Raw genomic sequence first — 17676 nt, 5'->3', positions numbered from 1 at the left:
CTTGCTTCCATAGCTCAGTAGGTAGAGTGCATCCATGGTAAGGATGAGGTCACCGGTTCGATCCCGGTTGGAAGCTCCAGATTCGTTTTTGGTTTGGACATGCATCATGAAAATGTGGCCCGTTGGTCAAGGGGTTAAGACACCTCCCTTTCACGGAGGTAACAGGGGTTCGAATCCCCTACGGGTCACCACTATTTTATTGCATCAGGGGGATGAGAACCCCATGAGTTTATACGGAGGCTTAGCTCAGCTGGGAGAGCATCTGCCTTACAAGCAGAGGGTCGGGGGTTCGATCCCCTCAGCCTCCACCATTTCATGCATGATTCTAACGAGAATCGGCAAGATAGAAGTAACTCAACGATTTTGGGGATTAGCCAAGCGGTAAGGCAACGGACTTTGACTCCGTCATGCATAGGTTCGAATCCTATATCCCCAGCCACTTTACTCCAAATAGTAAAGTTACGCTTTGAAGGTGATTCCGAGTATTTTCGGTGGCCTGAAATGCGAGCCATTAGCTCAGTTGGTAGAGCACCTGACTTTTAATCAGGGTGTCGAAGGTTCGAGTCCTTCATGGCTCACCATTGTTTCATCTTGTGCGCGTGTGGCGGAATTGGCAGACGCACTAGACTTAGGATCTAGCGTCTTTGACGTGGGGGTTCAAGTCCCTCCACGCGCACCATTAATGCGGACGTGGCTCAGCGGTAGAGCATCGCCTTGCCAAGGCGAGGGTCGCGGGTTCGATTCCCGTCGTCCGCTCCATTTGCGCCCTTAGCTCAGCTGGATAGAGCGTTTGACTACGAATCAAAAGGTCGGGAGTTCGAATCTCTCAGGGCGTGCCATTTTTCAAAAAAGATTAATATCGGGATGTAGCTCAGCTTGGTAGAGCACCTGGTTTGGGACCAGGGGGTCGCATGTTCAAATCGTGTCATCCCGATTTGCTTAACAATTGAGACCCGGCAAAAGTAACCGGAATATGCTTTGAAGCATAACGTCACTTTTGTGGGTTGATATGCGGGTGTAGTTCAATGGTAGAACTCCAGCCTTCCAAGCTGGTAGCGTGGGTTCGATTCCCATCACCCGCTCCATACATAAGCAGGACATCACCGTGTGTGATGTTTTTTTTACATATTCATACGACTATCCTGCGAAGTGTTAATGCAATAAAGAATGCTCGTCGTATCAACGGTTTATAGGACTAATGTCCGTGGGCTATGGGTATAACATGACCATGAGTTTTGTCGATTTGGCTAATTTTTTCGCCTGAAAAATGCAGATTTTCATTCGCTTTTATTGTATGATGTTAGGAAGGCGTTACGTCCTATAGATAAACTGCTGAAACGGGTTGAGATGGGAGGAGTAGCATGACTGAACTTACAGTAACCGCAAAAAGCAATTCCAACAATCTGCTGCGGCGAGATGTACGGTTCCTTGGCAATATTCTTGGAGAAGTTCTTGTCCATCAAGGAGGCAATGAGCTTTTAGATATAGTTGAGAAAATTCGCGAAACGAGTAAATCGTTGCGATCCGTATTCTTGCCAGAATTGTTTGCAGATTTCAAAAGGATCATCAGCACGCTGGAACCCGACATTCGCCATCAGGTGATTCGCGCGTTTGCCATTTACTTTCAATTGGTTAACATCGCCGAACAGAATCATCGCATACGGCGTAAACGCGATTACGAGCGTTCCGCCGGGGAAAGTGTTCAACCAGGTTCCATAGAAAGTGCAGTCCAGGATTTGAAAGAGCGCAATATTACGTTTGAAGAAGTTCAAGAAATTCTCGAAAGTCTATCCCTTGAGCTGGTGATGACCGCTCATCCAACAGAAGCGATGCGTCGGGCTATTCTGGATATCCATAAACGGATAGCGGACGATGTGATGCAGCTGGACAATCCGACACTGACATTCCGCGAACGGGAGCAGCTTCGGGAGAAACTACTGAATGAAGTGATTACGCTATGGCAAACCGATGAGCTTCGTGACCGTAAACCTACTGTTCTGGATGAAGTCAGAAACGGTATGTATTATTTTCACGAAACCCTGTTTCACATTCTGCCAGAGGTTTATCAAGAACTGGAGCGCTGCCTAACTAAATATTATCCGGGTCACCATTGGCACGTTCCAACCTATTTGCGTTTCGGTTCGTGGATCGGTGGCGATCGGGACGGAAATCCTTCAGTGACGGCGGACGTAACGTGGAGAACGCTTGAAATGCAGCGGAAGCTGGCGATTCGTGAATACCAACGGATTTTGCGTGAATTCATGAAATACCTGAGCTTCAGCTCGTCAATCGTTAACGTTTCGGATGAATTGCTTCAATCCATTGAAAAAGACCGCGAGCATGTAACACTGAAGAAGATGGAAATTTGGCACAATGAGAAAGAGCCTTATCGTGTAAAACTGGTATATATGCTGGCTAAAATGAGTCACATTCTGGATGAGAACATGACGGGCGGCGAGCGTTATCAGACCCCTGAGGAATTCATCGAGGATTTGAAAATCATTGATCGAAGCCTGCGTTTCCATTTTGCTGACTATGTTGCAGACACCTATATTCAAAAGCTGATTCGCCAGGCGGAGTTGTTTGGTTTCCATACCGCAACGCTGGATATCAGACAGCATAGCCAAGAGCATGAGAATGCCATGGCCGAAATTCTGCGGAAAATGAACGTGACGCAGGACTACGCCCAATTGAGCGAAGACGAGAAGATCGAACTGCTCAATAACTTGCTTAACGATCCGCGTCCGTTGACTACGCCTTATCAGGAGTATAGCGACAGCACCGAGGAATGCCTCGAAGTATACCGTACCGTTTTCCGTGCGCAGCAGGAATTCGGCGTGAAATGCATCTCCAGTTATTTGATCAGTATGGCCGAGGGCGCAAGCGACATTCTGGAAGTGATGGTATTTGCCAAAGAAGTCGGGCTGTTCCGGAAGGATAACGACGGTTCCGTAATCGCTACGCTGCAGGCTGCGCCATTATTCGAGACGATTGACGATCTTCATGCCGCCCCGGATATCATGCGCAAGCTCTTCAGCCTGCCGATCTACCGTGAAGCGGTGAGCGCCATGAACGAACTGCAGGAGATCATGCTGGGCTACTCTGACAGCAACAAGGACGGCGGAGCCATTACGGCGAACTGGGAACTCCAGGTAGCACTCAAAGAGATTACGGCCGTAGCCAATGAATTCGGCATCAAGGTAAAATACTTCCATGGACGCGGCGGATCGCTCGGACGCGGCGGTATGCCTCTGAACCGCAGCATTTTGGCTCAGCCGGCATCGACCATTGCAGGCGGCATCAAAATTACGGAGCAGGGCGAGGTTATTTCTTCCCGTTACTCCTTGAAGGGCATTGCCTACCGTAGCTTGGATCAGGCGACCTCAGCATTAATTACGGCTTCCCTGAATGCCCGTTATCCTGAAAAAGAATCGACCGAAAAAGAGTGGGAAGTGATTTCCTCCAGCATTTCGGCCGTTTCTCAGAAAAAATATCAGGATCTGATATTCCGCGATCCGGATTTCCTTACCTTCTTCAAGGAATCCACGCCGCTTCCTGAGGTGGGCGAGCTGAATATTGGTTCCCGGCCTTCCAAGCGCAAGAACAGCGACCGTTTCGAGGACCTGAGAGCCATTCCTTGGGTGTTTGCATGGACGCAGAGCCGTTACCTGCTTCCGGCATGGTACGCGGCTGGTACGGGCTTACAGAGCTTCTACCAAGGCAAGGAAGAGAACATGAAGGTGCTTCAACAGATGTACACGAGCTATCCGTTCTTTACGTCCCTGATCGATACCCTTCAGATGGCACTTGCCAAGGCAGATCTGATCATCGCCAAGGAGTATTCCTTGATGACGAAGGATGATCAAGCACGCGAGCGCATCTTCGGTCTGATTCAGGAAGAATTCAAATTGACGAAAGAGCTGGTTCTCAAGATTACAGGACAACAGGATATTCTGGATAACCAGCCGGTTCTGCAGGAGTCGATAAGACTTCGCAACCCTTACGTGGATCCGCTCAGCTATCTGCAGGTTCAACTGCTTAACGAGCTGCGTGAACTAAGGGAGCAGGAGCAGGATGATCCGGATCTGCTTCGGGAAGTACTGCTGACCATCAACGGCATTGCCGCCGGGCTTCGCAATACAGGCTGATCCCTGCAGAAGCTAAAGCTGTTTGAAAGGGATAGTATAAGGCGAGGTTCCCTAGAGGGACCTCGTTTTTTTCATCTGTGCGCAGCTTGCGTCCTAATGATTAATGTATCGGTTGCAGGTGAATTGTCTTTGATACACGAATGGGATTCTTTTTGAATTATTGTTGATTTTTAGAAACAGTTGAATTACGATTTGAATGATGCGTTTTTAGACGTTACCCATCAGACCATTCTGGGGGAATTATGGTGGACAATTTGGATGTAAGACTGGCAAAGCTGGCCCGAAAAGGGGACCAAAGGGCATTTGCCGAAATCGTAGAGCTTTATAAAGACAAGATTTTTCATTTGGCTTACCGGATGCTGAGCAACCGCCATGAGGCCGAGGATGTCGTACAAGAGACTTTTTTGCGTGTTTACAAGAACCTTGACCGATATGACGAGAACCAGAAGTTCTCAACTTGGATATACCGAATTGGCACGAATCTTAGCATTGATCGGCTGCGCAAGCGCAAGCCTTCTTTCTCGTTGGACGCCGACCTGAACGAAAGCGAAGGGATGGACGGCTACTCCCTGATCCCAAGCGATAACCGTACGCCTGAGAGCGAGATGCTGCTATCGGAAACGCAGCGCATTATCCATCAGGCCATTGACGGACTTCCTGCTAAGTACAAGACCATTATGATTTTAAGGTACATCCAGGATTTATCCCTGCAAGAGATCAGCGAGATTTTGGACCTGCCTGTAACAACGATCAAAACGCGTGTACATCGTGGACGCGAATTTTTGCGGAAAAAATTAGAGTACAAATTGTGAGGAAAAAACGCCTATCGCCGTTCTTTGAGGAAGAGAGACCGCGTTTAAGGGCGCTTTTTTTCTTGCGGAAATCAGAGAGTCAGTGCCCGTAATTTTTTCTGATTTTCTTTTAAAAAAGTTGAAACATCCCCGATTCCGGCACGTATGAACAATAAGCAAGTCTTATGCCCCTAGGGGGATAGACCCAGCAAAGAGATTGAATGAAAGGATTGGCTCACAAATGGATTGCAAATTAGCCGTCTCTTTGATGCATGATTATCTGGATAATGACTTGTCCGACCCGCAGCAGCTAGAATTGCAGAAGCATTTGCTGGATTGTGCTGACTGTCGGAATTACTTCGAGAAGCTGGAGCATACCGATATGCTTCTTTTTTCCTTAACTCATCATGCGACCAAGCCATCCGATGATTTAACGGAACGTATAATGGGCATGCTGCCGCAGCCCAAGAAACAAAAAGCTTGGGTCAAATGGGTTAAGAATCATCCTGCGCTCACGGCTGCAGCTTTGTTTTTGGTCGTCATGCTCTTTAGCACGATCAGTTTCTGGAGTCAGGACACTCAGCTGGTTGTAAAGAGCGATGAATTCGAAAAGCTGGTGATTGAAGGGGATACGGTCATTATTCCACCGGATCAGATCATCACGGGAGATATTACGGTCGAGAACGGAAAGACTAAGGTTTACGGTCAGGTTAATGGCAATGTGACCGTTATCGACGGAGAATTATTTCAGGCTTCCACCGCGCATATAGCGGGTCAAGTGAAGGATATAGATAGAGCCATGGATTGGATATGGTATAAGATCTCCACTCTGTTTACAGATGCCGCTTACCGCTAGGTGAAAACCGCAATTACGAAGCAAAGGCGCCTCTTTTCAGTGAAAAGACGGCGCTTCTTTTGTTGATTTTATGCGGATTTGCATGGAAAGCGGAGGGAGTCCGCTTGCATCGGAAAGATTAACGTTATAACCTAGAGAGTGTAGAGTACATACTACATATATAGTCTCATGCGTTATTAAAGAGGATGTTCAAGAATCTCCGCGTGATTAGAAGGATGATGGAAAGCAGGCTCGGTTTCAAACCAGGGCGTTCATCTTCGAAGGAACCGGATTTTTTGGGCCCGCACTTAAAGGAAATGACGGGGGTTGCTGTATGGTGGAGTATTTCACAGATATGACCTGGGGTGAATCCATTAAAGATATCATCGATATCCTTATCGTTACTTATATAATATACCAGATGATTCTGCTCGTCCGCGGCACGCGGGCGGTCCAGCTGCTCAAAGGAATTTTGGTGCTGGTGGTCATCTGGGCGCTGAGCACCTGGTTTGATCTGTATACGCTCAAGTGGCTGATGAACCAGATCTTTACCTTTGGGGTGCTGGCGATCTTTATTATCTTCCAGCCTGAGCTCAGACGCGGTCTGGAGCAGCTCGGCCGAGGCAAGCTCTTCGGGCGGACCGCGGATATTGACGAGGAAACGAATAAGTTAATCAGCGAAACCATTAAGGCGGTTAATTATTTGTCGCGGCGCAAAATCGGGGCGCTGATCGTGTTTGAGCGGACGACAGGCCTGAATGAATACGTAGAATCGGGAATTCCGATGGGATCGGTGATCAGCTCGGAATTGTTCATCAACATTTTTATACCGAATACGCCTCTCCATGACGGAGCCGTCATTATTCAGAACGGCCAAATCGCGGCCGCTGGCTGTTATTTACCGCTATCGGAGAATCCTTTCATCAGTAAGGAACTGGGGACGCGGCACCGTGCCGCTATCGGAATCAGTGAAGTGGGGGATGCGATTTCGGTTGTCGTATCCGAGGAGACTGGGCAAGTATCGCTGGCCTTAAATGGACAAGTGGTTCGGGATATTAAGGAAGAGTCTCTGATATCGAAATTGTATGAGGAGCTCAGACCTGCCGCGTCCATCAAGGAGAAACGCACGTTCTTCTGGAAACGGAAGGGGGACGGCAGCAATGGATAAATGGATCAAGAACAACACGGCAAGCAAACTCATTGCACTCGCTGTCAGCATTCTGTTATGGGCAATGGTTCATATGGACAGCGGCACGCCCGCACCGCCCACGACCTTTTATGATACCAAGATCATTGAAGGCGTTAAGATTCAAACCTATGGATTTGATGACGGCGAATATGTGCTAACCGGCATTGATCAAGATCGCGTGAATCTCGAGGTGCGGGGGAAGAAATCCAATATTTCGCTTTTGACCGACGAATATAAAGTAAAGCTCGATCTGAGCAACGTCAAAGAACCGGGAACGCACACACTTCCCCTGACCTACTCCATCCCAAGCGGCGTGGAGATGGTATCGATGGAACCATCCGTTGTTACGGTGACCGTAGAGCCGAGAGTGTCGAAATCCGTGACGGTAAGTATTGGCACGAAGGGCGAGCCTGCTAAAGATTACCGGGCCGGAACGCCCGTGCTGATTGACCCAAGGCAAGTCACGGTTACCCTGCCGGAATCGTCGATGGCAAATTTAGGGCAGGTCAAAGGTAACGTGGAGCTTGATGGAGCCAAAGAGAAGATTACGGAGAAACGAGTCAAGCTAACAGCATATGATAAAGAAGGCGCCGAAATGGAGGATGCGGTCATTGAGCCTGCTACGGTAGCGGCTGAAGTACCGATTGAGCCTGCATTTGTCACCCTGCCGCTGGAGCTTCAATATACCGGAAGGCTGCCGGAAGGGTTTGTCTTATCCAAGGTAGAACAGAAGGTCAAAGAAGTGAAGCTGTTCGGCAGCAAAGAGGTACTGGCAGGAGCTGAGACCTATATCGAAGCCGCCATCAATCTGGGAGAAGTTAGAAATTCGGGAACAACAGTGCTTACGGCCGACTTGACGCCGCCTGAAGGTTTTGAGAAAATCGAGCCGAGCTCTGTAACGGTTGAAGTTACGGCTGTATCGCATGGAGAACGGGAGATTACCGGCATTCCGATCACGTTAAAAGGTGTCGCCTCCGGCCTGGATGCCGTCATTACGGATCCAAAGACGAAGACGATCTCGTTGACGCTCACCGGTGCGCCTGACTTGCTTAATAGTCTGGAGCCGACGGATATTGGAGCTGAAGCGAACGCGACCGGCTTGAAAGCCGGCGTCCATGAAATTCCGCTGCAGATTACGCTGCCTAATTTCATCAACCGCACGGATCAGGATCGCCCTGTGATAAAGATAGAGCTCAAGGATAATTCGAAACCCGTGACAACGAACCCGGGTACTTCGAACAACGAGGGAACCGACAAAGACAAGCCTGATGTACCGGGGACGGGAACGGGCACCGGAACTGGAACAGGGACGGGCAATGATCAAGGGGAGGATCCGGAGACGCCTCCCGCGAATGAGGGCACGGATAACTCCGGGTCAGGAGAAAACCCATCACATCCGCCGGGAGACGGATCAAGCGATGGAACAACGGGTACAGAAACATCGAATGATGGATAATATCGAAGAGTAGATAAAGGAGTATATAAAACATGGGGAAATATTTTGGTACAGATGGAGTAAGAGGGGTTGCGAATCAAGAATTGACGGCGGAAATGGCTTACAGCATCGGCCGCTGCGGCGGCTATGTGCTTACGGGCGATAAAGAGAAGCCAACCGTTATCATCGGGATGGATACCCGGGTATCCGGCGCTATGCTGGAGTCGGCCCTGGTTGCAGGCCTGCTGTCCATTGGCGCACACGTCATTCGCCTTGGCGTCGTAAGTACGCCGGCGGTGGCTTATATTACAAGACTTTTGAAGGCTGATGCGGGCGTTATGATCTCGGCTTCGCATAACCCGGTGCAGGATAACGGCATCAAGTTCTTCGGTGGCGACGGCTTCAAGCTGTCCGATGAAACCGAGCTCAAGATTGAAGAGCTGATGGATGCGGAAACCGACAATCTGCCGCGACCGATCGGGGCTGATTTAGGTGAATTGCTGGTAGATAACGAATCTAAGTATAAATACCTGGAATATTTGAAAACGACGATCAGCAACCGGTTCGACGGCCTGAAAATCGTGCTGGACTGTGCAAACGGGGCTGCGTATGAGCTCGCTCCGAAGCTGTTCCGTGAATTGGGTGCGGATGTGATCACCATCGGCGCTGAGCCGAATGGCCTGAATATCAATGATCACTGCGGATCGACTCACCCGGAGAAACTTATCGAGGCCGTAAAACTGCATGGCGCTGACCTCGGACTGGCTTTTGACGGAGATGCGGATCGCCTGATTGCCATCGATGCTAAAGGCGAGGAAGTGGACGGCGATTTCATCCTGTGCATTTGCGGGGATGCCATGAACCGTGCCGGCAAGCTGAAGGAAGGTACGATCGTTTCGACCGTGATGAGCAACATCGGTTTCTATAAAGCATGCGACAGCCTGAAGCTGAAGACGGCAAAAACGGCAGTCGGCGACCGCTACGTCATGGAAGAAATGCGCCGCGGCGGATACAACCTGGGCGGCGAGCAATCGGGACATGTCATTTTTCTGGACCACAACACCACAGGAGACGGCATTCTGACCGGGATTCAATTGGTGGATACGCTGGTAGCCTCCGGCAAGCCGCTGCATGAGCTGAAGAGCAGCATGCGCAAGTATCCGCAAGTACTCGTTAATGTCCGCGTTGGCGATAAGAGCAAGTACCAAGGCAATACCGTTATCGAGTCTGCGATTGCTGAGGTTGAAAGCATTCTGGGTGATAACGGTCGTGTCCTGGTGCGCCCATCGGGAACGGAATCCCTCATTCGCGTCATGGCGGAAGGCCCGGACAAAGATGAGCTTGACCGTTATGTAACACAGATTGCAGACGTGGTGAAGCGGGAATTGGCGTAAGACTAAGGGTGTATTTTTCAAGGAAAGCAGACTAATTTCTGTCAGGGCCAGTGAACTATGAAGTTTCGGTTCACTGGCCCGCTGTTTTCCAGAATGCCGGTTTAATGAAAGCGCAACACCCCCTGTCCTGCCTGCAAAGAGGTGCTTGTTCGGCATCGCTTGCGAAAATAGGCCATTCGGTGTCATTCATGGGGTTAATCCAAGGTAGGGCTTGGCATTGTCAGGAACCAGCCGAGTTGCCAAAGCGATAGGGCATGAATATAATAAAGGATGTCATTCAAGAATAGAAAGCGAGGATCGTGAGGTTACTTCAAGCTTCATAAGCGCCAGAGCTTGTACCTGCGCGGGGATTGGTTATAGCCATGCTAAGGATAACCAAACGGCAGAACGCAAGTTGACGAGGTAGAGGTGTTCGGATTATTCGGCGGGGACCTCTCGGTTATGCATCAACCGTAAGCGGATAACGGAAAAGGGATGGGCGACCGTTCTTACAACGTATTCGCAGATGCTTATTCATCACTTATATACAAAACATGAATGTGCGATCTAGAATGCGACAGCGCGGTGGAAGAAGAGTGCATTCATGTCTGTTCAACTAAACAGCCTAACGAATTGCTGAGTTTCTTGAACGTTGATAATTGAATAGATCATTCTTCTTTCCTGATGCCGCACAGATGCTGCCGTGTTCTATTTCCGCCTAACTATTATTGGGAAATCGAACGGAGGAATCATAATATGTGTGGTATTGTCGGATATATTGGAAATCAGAAAACGCAAGCGGTGTTGATCGAGGGATTGAGAAAGCTTGAGTATCGTGGATACGATTCAGCAGGGATTGCCGTCTTTACGAATGAAGGCCTGCGCGTTGCGAAGGCACAAGGACGTCTTGCCAATCTGGAGGAGCGACTGGAGTCTGCACCACTGGTAGGGACCGCAGGTATCGGTCATACCCGCTGGGCAACCCATGGCCGTCCATCGGACGTGAATTCGCATCCGCATACGGACGAAAGCCAGAAGTTTTCCGTTGTTCATAACGGGATCGTTGAGAACTATCTGGAGCTGAAGGAAGAGCTGATCAGCCAAGGACACCAGTTTGCTTCGGAGACCGATACGGAAGTTATTTCCCATCTCATTGCGCGAGAATATGACGGAGATATCGTTAAGGCTGTGCAGAAGGCGATCTCTTACATGAGAGGCGCATTTGCCCTGGGCGTATTGACCGAGTATGAGCCGGATCGATTGGTGGCTGTGCGTCAAGCAAGCCCGCTTATTATCGGTCTTGGCGAAGGGGAGAACTTCATCGGTTCTGATATTCCGGCTATTTTGAAATATACGCGTAACGTTTATATTCTCAACGATGGAGAGATGGCCCTGCTGACGGCAGATGCTGTCGAATTAATGACCATTGAGGGGAACTTTATTTCTCGGGAAATGATTCGTGTCGACTGGGATGCCGTTACAGCGGAAAAAGGCGGATTCGATCACTTCATGCTGAAGGAGATCCACGAACAGCCAAAAGCATACCGGGATACGATGCTGGGCCGTGTGGATGAGAGCGGACGTAAAGTCGTTCTGCCTGAGCTGAAGCTGACACAGGAACAGATCAAGAACATTCGCAATGTTCAGATCGTCGCCTGCGGTACGGCTTACCATGCCGGGCTGGTGGGACGCAGCGTGATCGAAGAGATGGTACGCATTCCGGTCGAAAATGACGTGGCGTCCGAGTACCGTTACCGCTCGCCGATCGTCACGCCGGAGACCCTTGTCATCGTAGTGAGCCAATCCGGCGAGACGGCGGATACCTTGGCTGCGCTTCGTGAAGCGCAAAGCCATGGCGCTCATGTTCTGGCCATCACGAACGTTGTGGGCAGCTCGATTGCCCGAGAAGCCAACGATGTGCTTGGCACCCTGGCTGGTCCGGAGATTGCCGTAGCCTCCACGAAGGCTTACACCTCGCAGTTGATTGCGTTCTATCTGTTTGGTCTGTACCTGGCTCAAGTGCGCGGTACGATGACAGAAGACGCTGTTGCTGAAGTGATTGCAGCGATGGAAGCACTGCCTGAACAGGTAGAGTCCATGCTGACCAACGCGGAATCGATCAAGGGATATGCCGAGCAGATTGCTGAGCATGAGAACCTGTTCTTCATCGGCCGCGGCCAAGACTACGCCGTAGCTCAGGAAGGCTCCCTCAAGCTGAAGGAGATCTCTTACATTCACTCCGAGGCTTATGCTGCCGGCGAACTGAAGCACGGTACGCTTGCCCTGATTGAAGAGGGAATTCCGGTCATTGCCTTGGCAACCCAAGAAACCGTACTTGAAAAAACGGTGAGCAATATCAAGGAAGTGAAGGCCCGCGGCGCGGAAGTGATGGCCATTACGCATGAAGAGCATGTGGCCGGCCTGCTGAAATCCGTGGATCAAGCCTTCGCCATTCCGAAGACCTTGCCGATCTTGACGGCAGCCTTGTCTGTCGTACCGCTGCAGTTGCTTGCCTACTACGCATCGCTTGCCCGTGGCAACGACGTGGATAAGCCGCGCAACCTAGCGAAGAGCGTGACGGTGGAGTAAGGCAGGAGCGGGCAATTAAGATCTGCTCTAGTTGTTCTGTTTATGAAATTTAGGATTCATATCGCTTGAATTTATTAATGAAAAGGCTTCGCCCCTGGTGATTAGGGGCGAAGCCTTTTGTCATGTTCAGAAGGATTCAAGATATTAAAGTGATTAAAGATTCAATAACTTACTCGATCGATTCCACATGAATGACAGGCACCTTCGTGATCTGACCGGATGCGGCGCTTTCACTGCTTTCGCTATGGTCTAGTTGAACATCATCCGGATTGATCTCCTCGGAAGTGACGGGATCGCTTGGATTCTCAGTTTCATCCAGACGATCTCCGTCAACTTGTCCGGTCTCCGGCTCGGCAGGGTCCGGAGACGCAGGTGGTTGACTGCTTACCGGGATCTCCAGCTGCTGATACTCGCCATTGAACGTTCCGATTAGCGTCGGGCTCCCCGCAGGGAAATCCAAGTCTCCCCTTAAGACGATATAGTATCCATTACGTTCGGCAATGACTTCGCCATAGCCGCCTTGCGGGATATGGACAGAGAAGCGTACTTTCTCATTCGGATAACCCTCGATATTAGCGATATCGATGTCGGTATATTGAACCTGATACCCAGTGAATCCGTATTGGTCTCCTTGACGCTCAAAAATGGCGATCTCGTCCGGACTGACTCCTTCCAGATTCGTGACCAGCAAAGATTTGTCCGGCAGCACCTGGTAGCCTTCGGCCGTAAATTGGAACAGCGGCGTCAGATTAGAATCTCTGGTTTCGTAGGCTGAATAGAATACCAAGTCAGTCCCCGCAGAGCCCTCCACAAGGATGACCGGCTTCTTCTCGGTGCTAAGCGATTCCTCGACTGAAACCTCATGGATCGCGACATCGGAGGGGTAATCGTGGTTTTGGAATAATTGCACCGATCCATCGGCATTCAAGACCGCTAAGTAGATGATGTTCCCCTCGTCGACCCCTATGGCATAGGCCAATCCTCCGAAACGATTGCCGCCTCCGCTGACGTAGCTGAAGCTGCCTTTCAGACCGGCCATGTGGAACAAACGAATCGGATCGTGGATCGTCCAGGCCAATTCGGCAGCTTGCCGTTTACCGCTCATATCCTGGTACCCCGACAAGGCCGCATAGAGTGCGATCGCTTCCTCGTAGTTCTGGCTTTGTACCATCCTATCGGCCGCTGCGACCCAGCGGTTGATCTCATTCTGAATATACGCCATGATCTCCGCGTTCTTCCGCTCGTTCCGTTCCAGGTACTTTCTGTAGACTGAGGCGTGAGCTGCAAAAACGGCCGGTTGTTCCCGCTGCACATCCCTTTGCAGCATGGCATACACAAGTTCATCGGCCTTTCGATTCAACCAGGCAGCCGATATCGACCGGCTGGCATACTCGGAACCCATGGATTGCGACCAATTCAACAGGTCGGCATACTGCCCGGCCCCTCCCAGGCGGGTCAAAACCATCTCGTCGTACCGCTGGAACAGGCGGAGCAGCTTCTCATCCTTCTGTTTCTCGCTGCCGTAGAAGGAATCCGGAATGCGAAGCAGATTCCATTTAAAGCTGTTATCCTCGTACTGCTGCTCTTCAAGCAGCTCGTCGGCCCTGCGCGTAAACAAATCGATGAATTGCAGGAATGTCCGTTTCACATCATCGGGTATGCCATAGAACGCCGCAATTTCGTCGTAATACGAGGCGAGGGAGCCCTGTTGTTCCGAGAACTTCTTCTCCGCCTCAAGCAATTCGGCATATACGTTCATGAAGCCGGAGAAATCCCCGGCCTCCCCGACCTGGCTCAATCGGTGATCAAGAGAGGAGAGACTTTCCTTCATGGACGTAATGGGCGCAAGCTCTTGCAGCCTTGAAGCAAGCAGATCTTCTTTATATAGAAGGGAACGGTTATTCCGGGCCTTCTGATACCACTCTTCTGCCTGAACGAGCCTTTCCTGGGCATACAACGACTCGGCTTGCGCCATCGCCTCGATTTTTTGATAGATGTGAATTCCCTTATACCCGATCAGCAGCAGAAGGACGATACATAAAAAAAGATACAAATTTCGCAGGGTTAGCGTGTTTTTCATCGTCATAACGGTATAGCCCCTCTAATCCCATTTTTGAAAATCAGGGTCCGAGCGGTAATGTTCATTATAAATCGCCGATACCCGATCCCGAAGGCCGTTCCACGACAAGCCGGGATTGCGGCGCACGATCTGATACAAGCGGAGGAAGCGGTACCTTGGCAATCCATCCGCATAGCGGCTAATGAAATCAGGAAACGTATCGATATATTTTTTCTTCCGTACCGCTGCTCCGGCAGCGTCGATCATAATCTGCCTGCCATGCTCCATCCGTAGAATGTCAGCTTCATGATCGAGCAGGTACCGAATGGCTTTGCTGTTGATCAGCTCGCGTTTAATTTTGGCGATTTCCCCGATATAGGCGGCCAGGTCCGGATCAAACTCGTCCAGAAGCAGGGGCTCGAGTTCAAGATCCATATCCTTCCGGAGGCTGAAGCTTTGCAGAAGGACGATCTGCTGCAGGCGGATCCGGTCACTCCGAACCAAGGAAGCAATTTCCCTGACGATCTCAAAGCCCAGCTGAGCATCTTCCTTGATGGCGGCGGAGGCCGTCGCTTTGTTCAGATCGAGGCCATCCAGAATCTGTTCTCGATGACTTCTTATAAGCTTGTCCAGAGCGTGCAGGGTCTCGGTATGCAGCATTCGCCGCTGGATCAGCCATAACCATACAAGCAGGATCAGCATGCAGGCAAAGGCGATAGCGATCTGCAAGAAGGTCTGACCGAGAAGCACGGCAGAGAGTCCTATAATGTAGAAAAGAAGACGGTCGCTCTGCATGGAACGTTTGGCCATGCTCCCTGCAAATTCCATAACGGGGACCAGGGACTGGCGTTTGCAGTAAGCGCAGCTGTCCTCCCAAAGAATCGTGAAATTGTGGCAATGTTTGCAAATCCTTAACTTTTGGTAGACATATCTCGTTTTAGCATAGGGGCGAAGTTGCACCGGCTTTTTCTTATCCATGCTGTTCCCTCTTGGAGTTGGCCGCTTCAAGCAGAGTCTGTTGCAGCTGCTCCGGCGTCGGGGCGTTCTTCTTACGCTTGGAATAGGCCGTGATCTTGATGATGACAAAAAGAAACAAAATCCCGAGACATCCGTATGTAATCATATGTCGGTTCCTTTCGGTATCGAAATTGGTTCAAAAATAGAGGGTGAGCCTTGTGTCCTAAGTCCGGGTGGCGCGACTGATGATGTTGAACTTTGGCAGGTATAATTATATCATATGGACATAGTGCTGGGATATTTTAGTGACTGGCGTGGTATTTTCTATATAAACACAGTAGGAATATGGATATTTGCGATTATTATTTTAAGCTTCCTTTCATGTGATTTTAAGACTTTTTGCCTACAGTTAGACTAGTCTCTGACGAACGAACCGAGACATCCGCCGATGCTCGACTAAATGGATGAAGGAGTAAATCTATGCAACGTAAAAATAAATGGCTGCTCTCTCTGATGGCAGCGGTGCTGCTGATCATGACCTGGAGCGGAGGAGCCTTGCCTAAGGCAGCGGCTGCCTCCCAAGGCTCCAACATCGATGCCGTACTGGTGATGGACGCCAGCAATTCGATGAAAAATAGCGATCCGGAGCGGATTAGCGGCGAAGCGATGAAGATGTTCATCGACATGCTGGCGACAACCGGCGACAAGGTCGGCATCGTTTCCTATACCGACCGGATTCAGCGGGAGAAAGCCTTGCTTGAAATTCAGTCGGAGGCGGACAAAACCGCGCTGAAGGAATTTATCGATCAGCTGGATCGCGGACCGTACACCGATATGTCCGTCGGTCTCGATGAAGCCGTGAAGGTGCTGAAGCAGGGGATGGACCCGGCACATGCGCCGATGATCGTTGTTTTGGCCGACGGTAACAATGATTTGGATCCGAATACGGGCAGGACGAGCAAGGAAGCGTCAGAGCAGTTGAACCAAGCCGTCAAGGAGGCCAAGGGAAGCGGTATTCCGATTTATACGATCGGACTCAATGCCGACGGGAAGCTGAACAAAGAAACGCTGGCTGAACTGGCCAACCAAACGGGGGGCAAATCCTTTACGACCAGTTCGGCGGATGACCTTCCGCAAATATTAAGCGAGATTTTTGCCAGCCACCAGCAGCTCAAGATCGTTCCGGTACAGTCGATTACCGGCAACGGAAGCTATCAGGAGGTTACGGTCCGCGTGCCGAATGCCAACGTGTTGGAAGCAAATATTTCCATTATGTCCTCTAGCCCGGTGGACGTGAAGCTGGTAGATCCCGCCGGTGCCGAGCAGAGCATTCCATCGGCTAGTGTGCTGCGCTCCACGTCCAATTCCTATTCGCTGCTCAAGCTGCTGAAGCCGCAGCAAGGCGACTGGAAGCTGCAGGTGAAGGGCGTATCGAAGGACAAAATCGACATCAACCTCGTGTTCAACTACGATCTGGAGCTGGCTATGGATCCTCCGCCGTCTTCCAAGGTAAAGGAAGGGGATACGATTGACATTAACGCGTACCTCGTCAGCAATGGACAGAAGCTGCAGGACCAAGAACAGTACGGCAATATGACGGCCAAGCTGTTGATCAAGGACCTGAACACCGGGGACGAGTCGGAAGTCGAACTAGAGAACAAAGAAGGCAGCTTTGTAGGGGATTACAAGATTCCGCAGAAGCATGACTACGAGCTGAGGGTGCGTGCGGAGGAGCAGAGCTTCTACCGTGAAAGCCCGCCTGTGAAGATTAGCGCGAAAGCGGCAGCCTCCGGCTCCGGCAATGGCGGGAAGGAGATGACCGCGGGCGAGGATGGGAAACCTTTTCCATTATGGCCCGTAATCATTGGCATCGCGGCGCTGCTCATTGTTGGAGCGGCAGCTTATTTCATTCTCGGCGCGATAAAGAAAGCGAACAGGGGCTTTGTCGGCCAAATCGTGATTGAGATCAGGGATGAGAATACCGGGGAGAAGACGTCCCCGCAATACAAGAAGCTGACTTCCTTCAAAGGGAAGTTCAATCTGCATCAGCTTCTGCAGCTTGCTCCGGAGCTCAAGGAAACGGAGAAAATCCTGTTCATGCCGGGCAAGAACGACCGCCTCATACTTAAGAACCTTTCTTCAGCCGTCATCGAGAAGTCCGGACGGGCTCTGGATGCAACGAACGGGACGGAGCTGAAGAACGGAGACCGGCTGAGAGTTTCGCTTCAGCAGGCGGACAAAACGATATTATTCGAATATTTGGCTTAAAGTGCGAGTTCAAAAAGGTCAATTTATCGAAA

General features: G+C 50.5%; 11 protein-coding genes and 10 tRNA genes. 18 read left to right on the top strand and 3 right to left on the bottom strand.

Annotated elements, in window-relative coordinates; genetic code table 11:
* The first annotated feature begins 3 nt into the window (after positions 1–3).
* The 17 genes from RB297_RS26750 to glmS all read left to right on the top strand — a co-directional run bounded on the left by RB297_RS26750 (position 4) and on the right by glmS (position 12360).
* A tRNA-Thr gene (locus RB297_RS26750) sits at positions 4–79 on the top strand.
* 37 nt (positions 80–116) lie between these two features.
* Positions 117–191, top strand: a tRNA-Glu gene (locus RB297_RS26745).
* A 44-nt stretch (positions 192–235) separates the two neighbouring features.
* A tRNA-Val gene (locus tag RB297_RS26740) sits at positions 236–311 on the top strand.
* Between the two features lie 53 nt (positions 312–364).
* Positions 365–439 (top strand) — tRNA-Gln (locus RB297_RS26735).
* A gap of 66 nt (positions 440–505) precedes the next feature.
* A tRNA-Lys gene (locus tag RB297_RS26730) sits at positions 506–581 on the top strand.
* Positions 582–595: 14 nt separating this feature from the next.
* Positions 596–679, top strand: a tRNA-Leu gene (locus RB297_RS26725).
* Positions 680–684: 5 nt separating this feature from the next.
* Positions 685–759, top strand: a tRNA-Gly gene (locus tag RB297_RS26720).
* A gap of 3 nt (positions 760–762) precedes the next feature.
* Positions 763–839 (top strand) — tRNA-Arg (locus RB297_RS26715).
* A gap of 21 nt (positions 840–860) precedes the next feature.
* Positions 861–934, top strand: a tRNA-Pro gene (locus RB297_RS26710).
* A 77-nt stretch (positions 935–1011) separates the two neighbouring features.
* Positions 1012–1085, top strand: a tRNA-Gly gene (locus tag RB297_RS26705).
* A gap of 276 nt (positions 1086–1361) precedes the next feature.
* Entirely contained in the window at positions 1362–4148 is a 2787-nt protein-coding gene (gene ppc, locus RB297_RS26700) for a phosphoenolpyruvate carboxylase (protein ID WP_015737611.1), read from the top strand.
* Positions 4149–4390: 242 nt separating this feature from the next.
* Complete coding sequence (sigW, locus tag RB297_RS26695; protein WP_009589526.1) at positions 4391–4960, top strand: RNA polymerase sigma factor SigW; 570 nt, start codon at positions 4391–4393, stop codon at positions 4958–4960.
* A 220-nt stretch (positions 4961–5180) separates the two neighbouring features.
* Positions 5181–5795 (top strand): zf-HC2 domain-containing protein, encoded by a 615-nt coding sequence (locus RB297_RS26690; protein WP_009589556.1) that lies wholly within the window; start codon positions 5181–5183, stop codon positions 5793–5795.
* Between the two features lie 313 nt (positions 5796–6108).
* Positions 6109–6942 (top strand): diadenylate cyclase CdaA, encoded by an 834-nt coding sequence (gene cdaA / locus RB297_RS26685; RefSeq protein ID WP_015737608.1) that lies wholly within the window; start codon positions 6109–6111, stop codon positions 6940–6942.
* Positions 6935–8419 carry a CdaR family protein gene (locus tag RB297_RS26680; RefSeq protein WP_096776853.1) on the top strand — a complete coding sequence of 495 codons (1485 nt, stop codon included), beginning with the start codon at positions 6935–6937 and terminating at the stop codon, positions 8417–8419. The genes cdaA and RB297_RS26680 overlap by 8 nt, the downstream gene beginning before the upstream one ends.
* A 32-nt stretch (positions 8420–8451) precedes the next feature.
* Positions 8452–9792 carry a phosphoglucosamine mutase gene (gene glmM, locus RB297_RS26675; protein ID WP_375121833.1) on the top strand — a complete coding sequence of 447 codons (1341 nt, stop codon included), beginning with the start codon at positions 8452–8454 and terminating at the stop codon, positions 9790–9792.
* A gap of 735 nt (positions 9793–10527) precedes the next feature.
* Entirely contained in the window at positions 10528–12360 is a 1833-nt protein-coding gene (glmS, locus tag RB297_RS26670) for a glutamine--fructose-6-phosphate transaminase (isomerizing) (RefSeq protein ID WP_009589530.1), read from the top strand.
* A 169-nt stretch (positions 12361–12529) separates the two neighbouring features.
* On the opposite strand, the gene RB297_RS26665 is transcribed toward glmS, so the two are convergent.
* Genes RB297_RS26665 through RB297_RS26655 form a run of 3 tightly spaced genes read right to left on the bottom strand, consistent with a single transcriptional unit; the run spans position 12530 to position 15542 of the window.
* Positions 12530–14446, bottom strand: coding sequence for a hypothetical protein (locus RB297_RS26665; protein WP_375121832.1), 1917 nt, complete (start codon positions 14444–14446; stop codon positions 12530–12532).
* 15 nt (positions 14447–14461) lie between these two features.
* The gene (locus tag RB297_RS26660; RefSeq protein WP_096776855.1) at positions 14462–15397 is read right to left on the bottom strand and encodes a hypothetical protein; all 936 of its coding nucleotides are present in this window, start codon (positions 15395–15397) and stop codon (positions 14462–14464) included.
* A complete protein-coding gene (locus RB297_RS26655; protein WP_009589533.1) occupies positions 15390–15542 on the bottom strand; it encodes a hypothetical protein in 153 nt (50 codons plus the stop codon). The genes RB297_RS26660 and RB297_RS26655 overlap by 8 nt, the downstream gene beginning before the upstream one ends.
* Positions 15543–15856: 314 nt before the next feature.
* Between RB297_RS26655 and RB297_RS26650 the strand changes: the two genes are divergently transcribed.
* Positions 15857–17644, top strand: a complete 1788-nt coding sequence (locus RB297_RS26650; RefSeq protein WP_375121831.1) for a vWA domain-containing protein — start codon at positions 15857–15859, stop codon at positions 17642–17644.
* Positions 17645–17676 lie beyond the last annotated feature (32 nt).

The sequence above is a fragment of the Paenibacillus sp. CR_12 genome (assembly GCF_041953985.1).
Classification (GTDB): domain Bacteria; phylum Bacillota; class Bacilli; order Paenibacillales; family Paenibacillaceae; genus Paenibacillus_AQ; species Paenibacillus_AQ lautus_A.
This window is presented reverse-complemented; position numbering and strand designations above follow the sequence as displayed.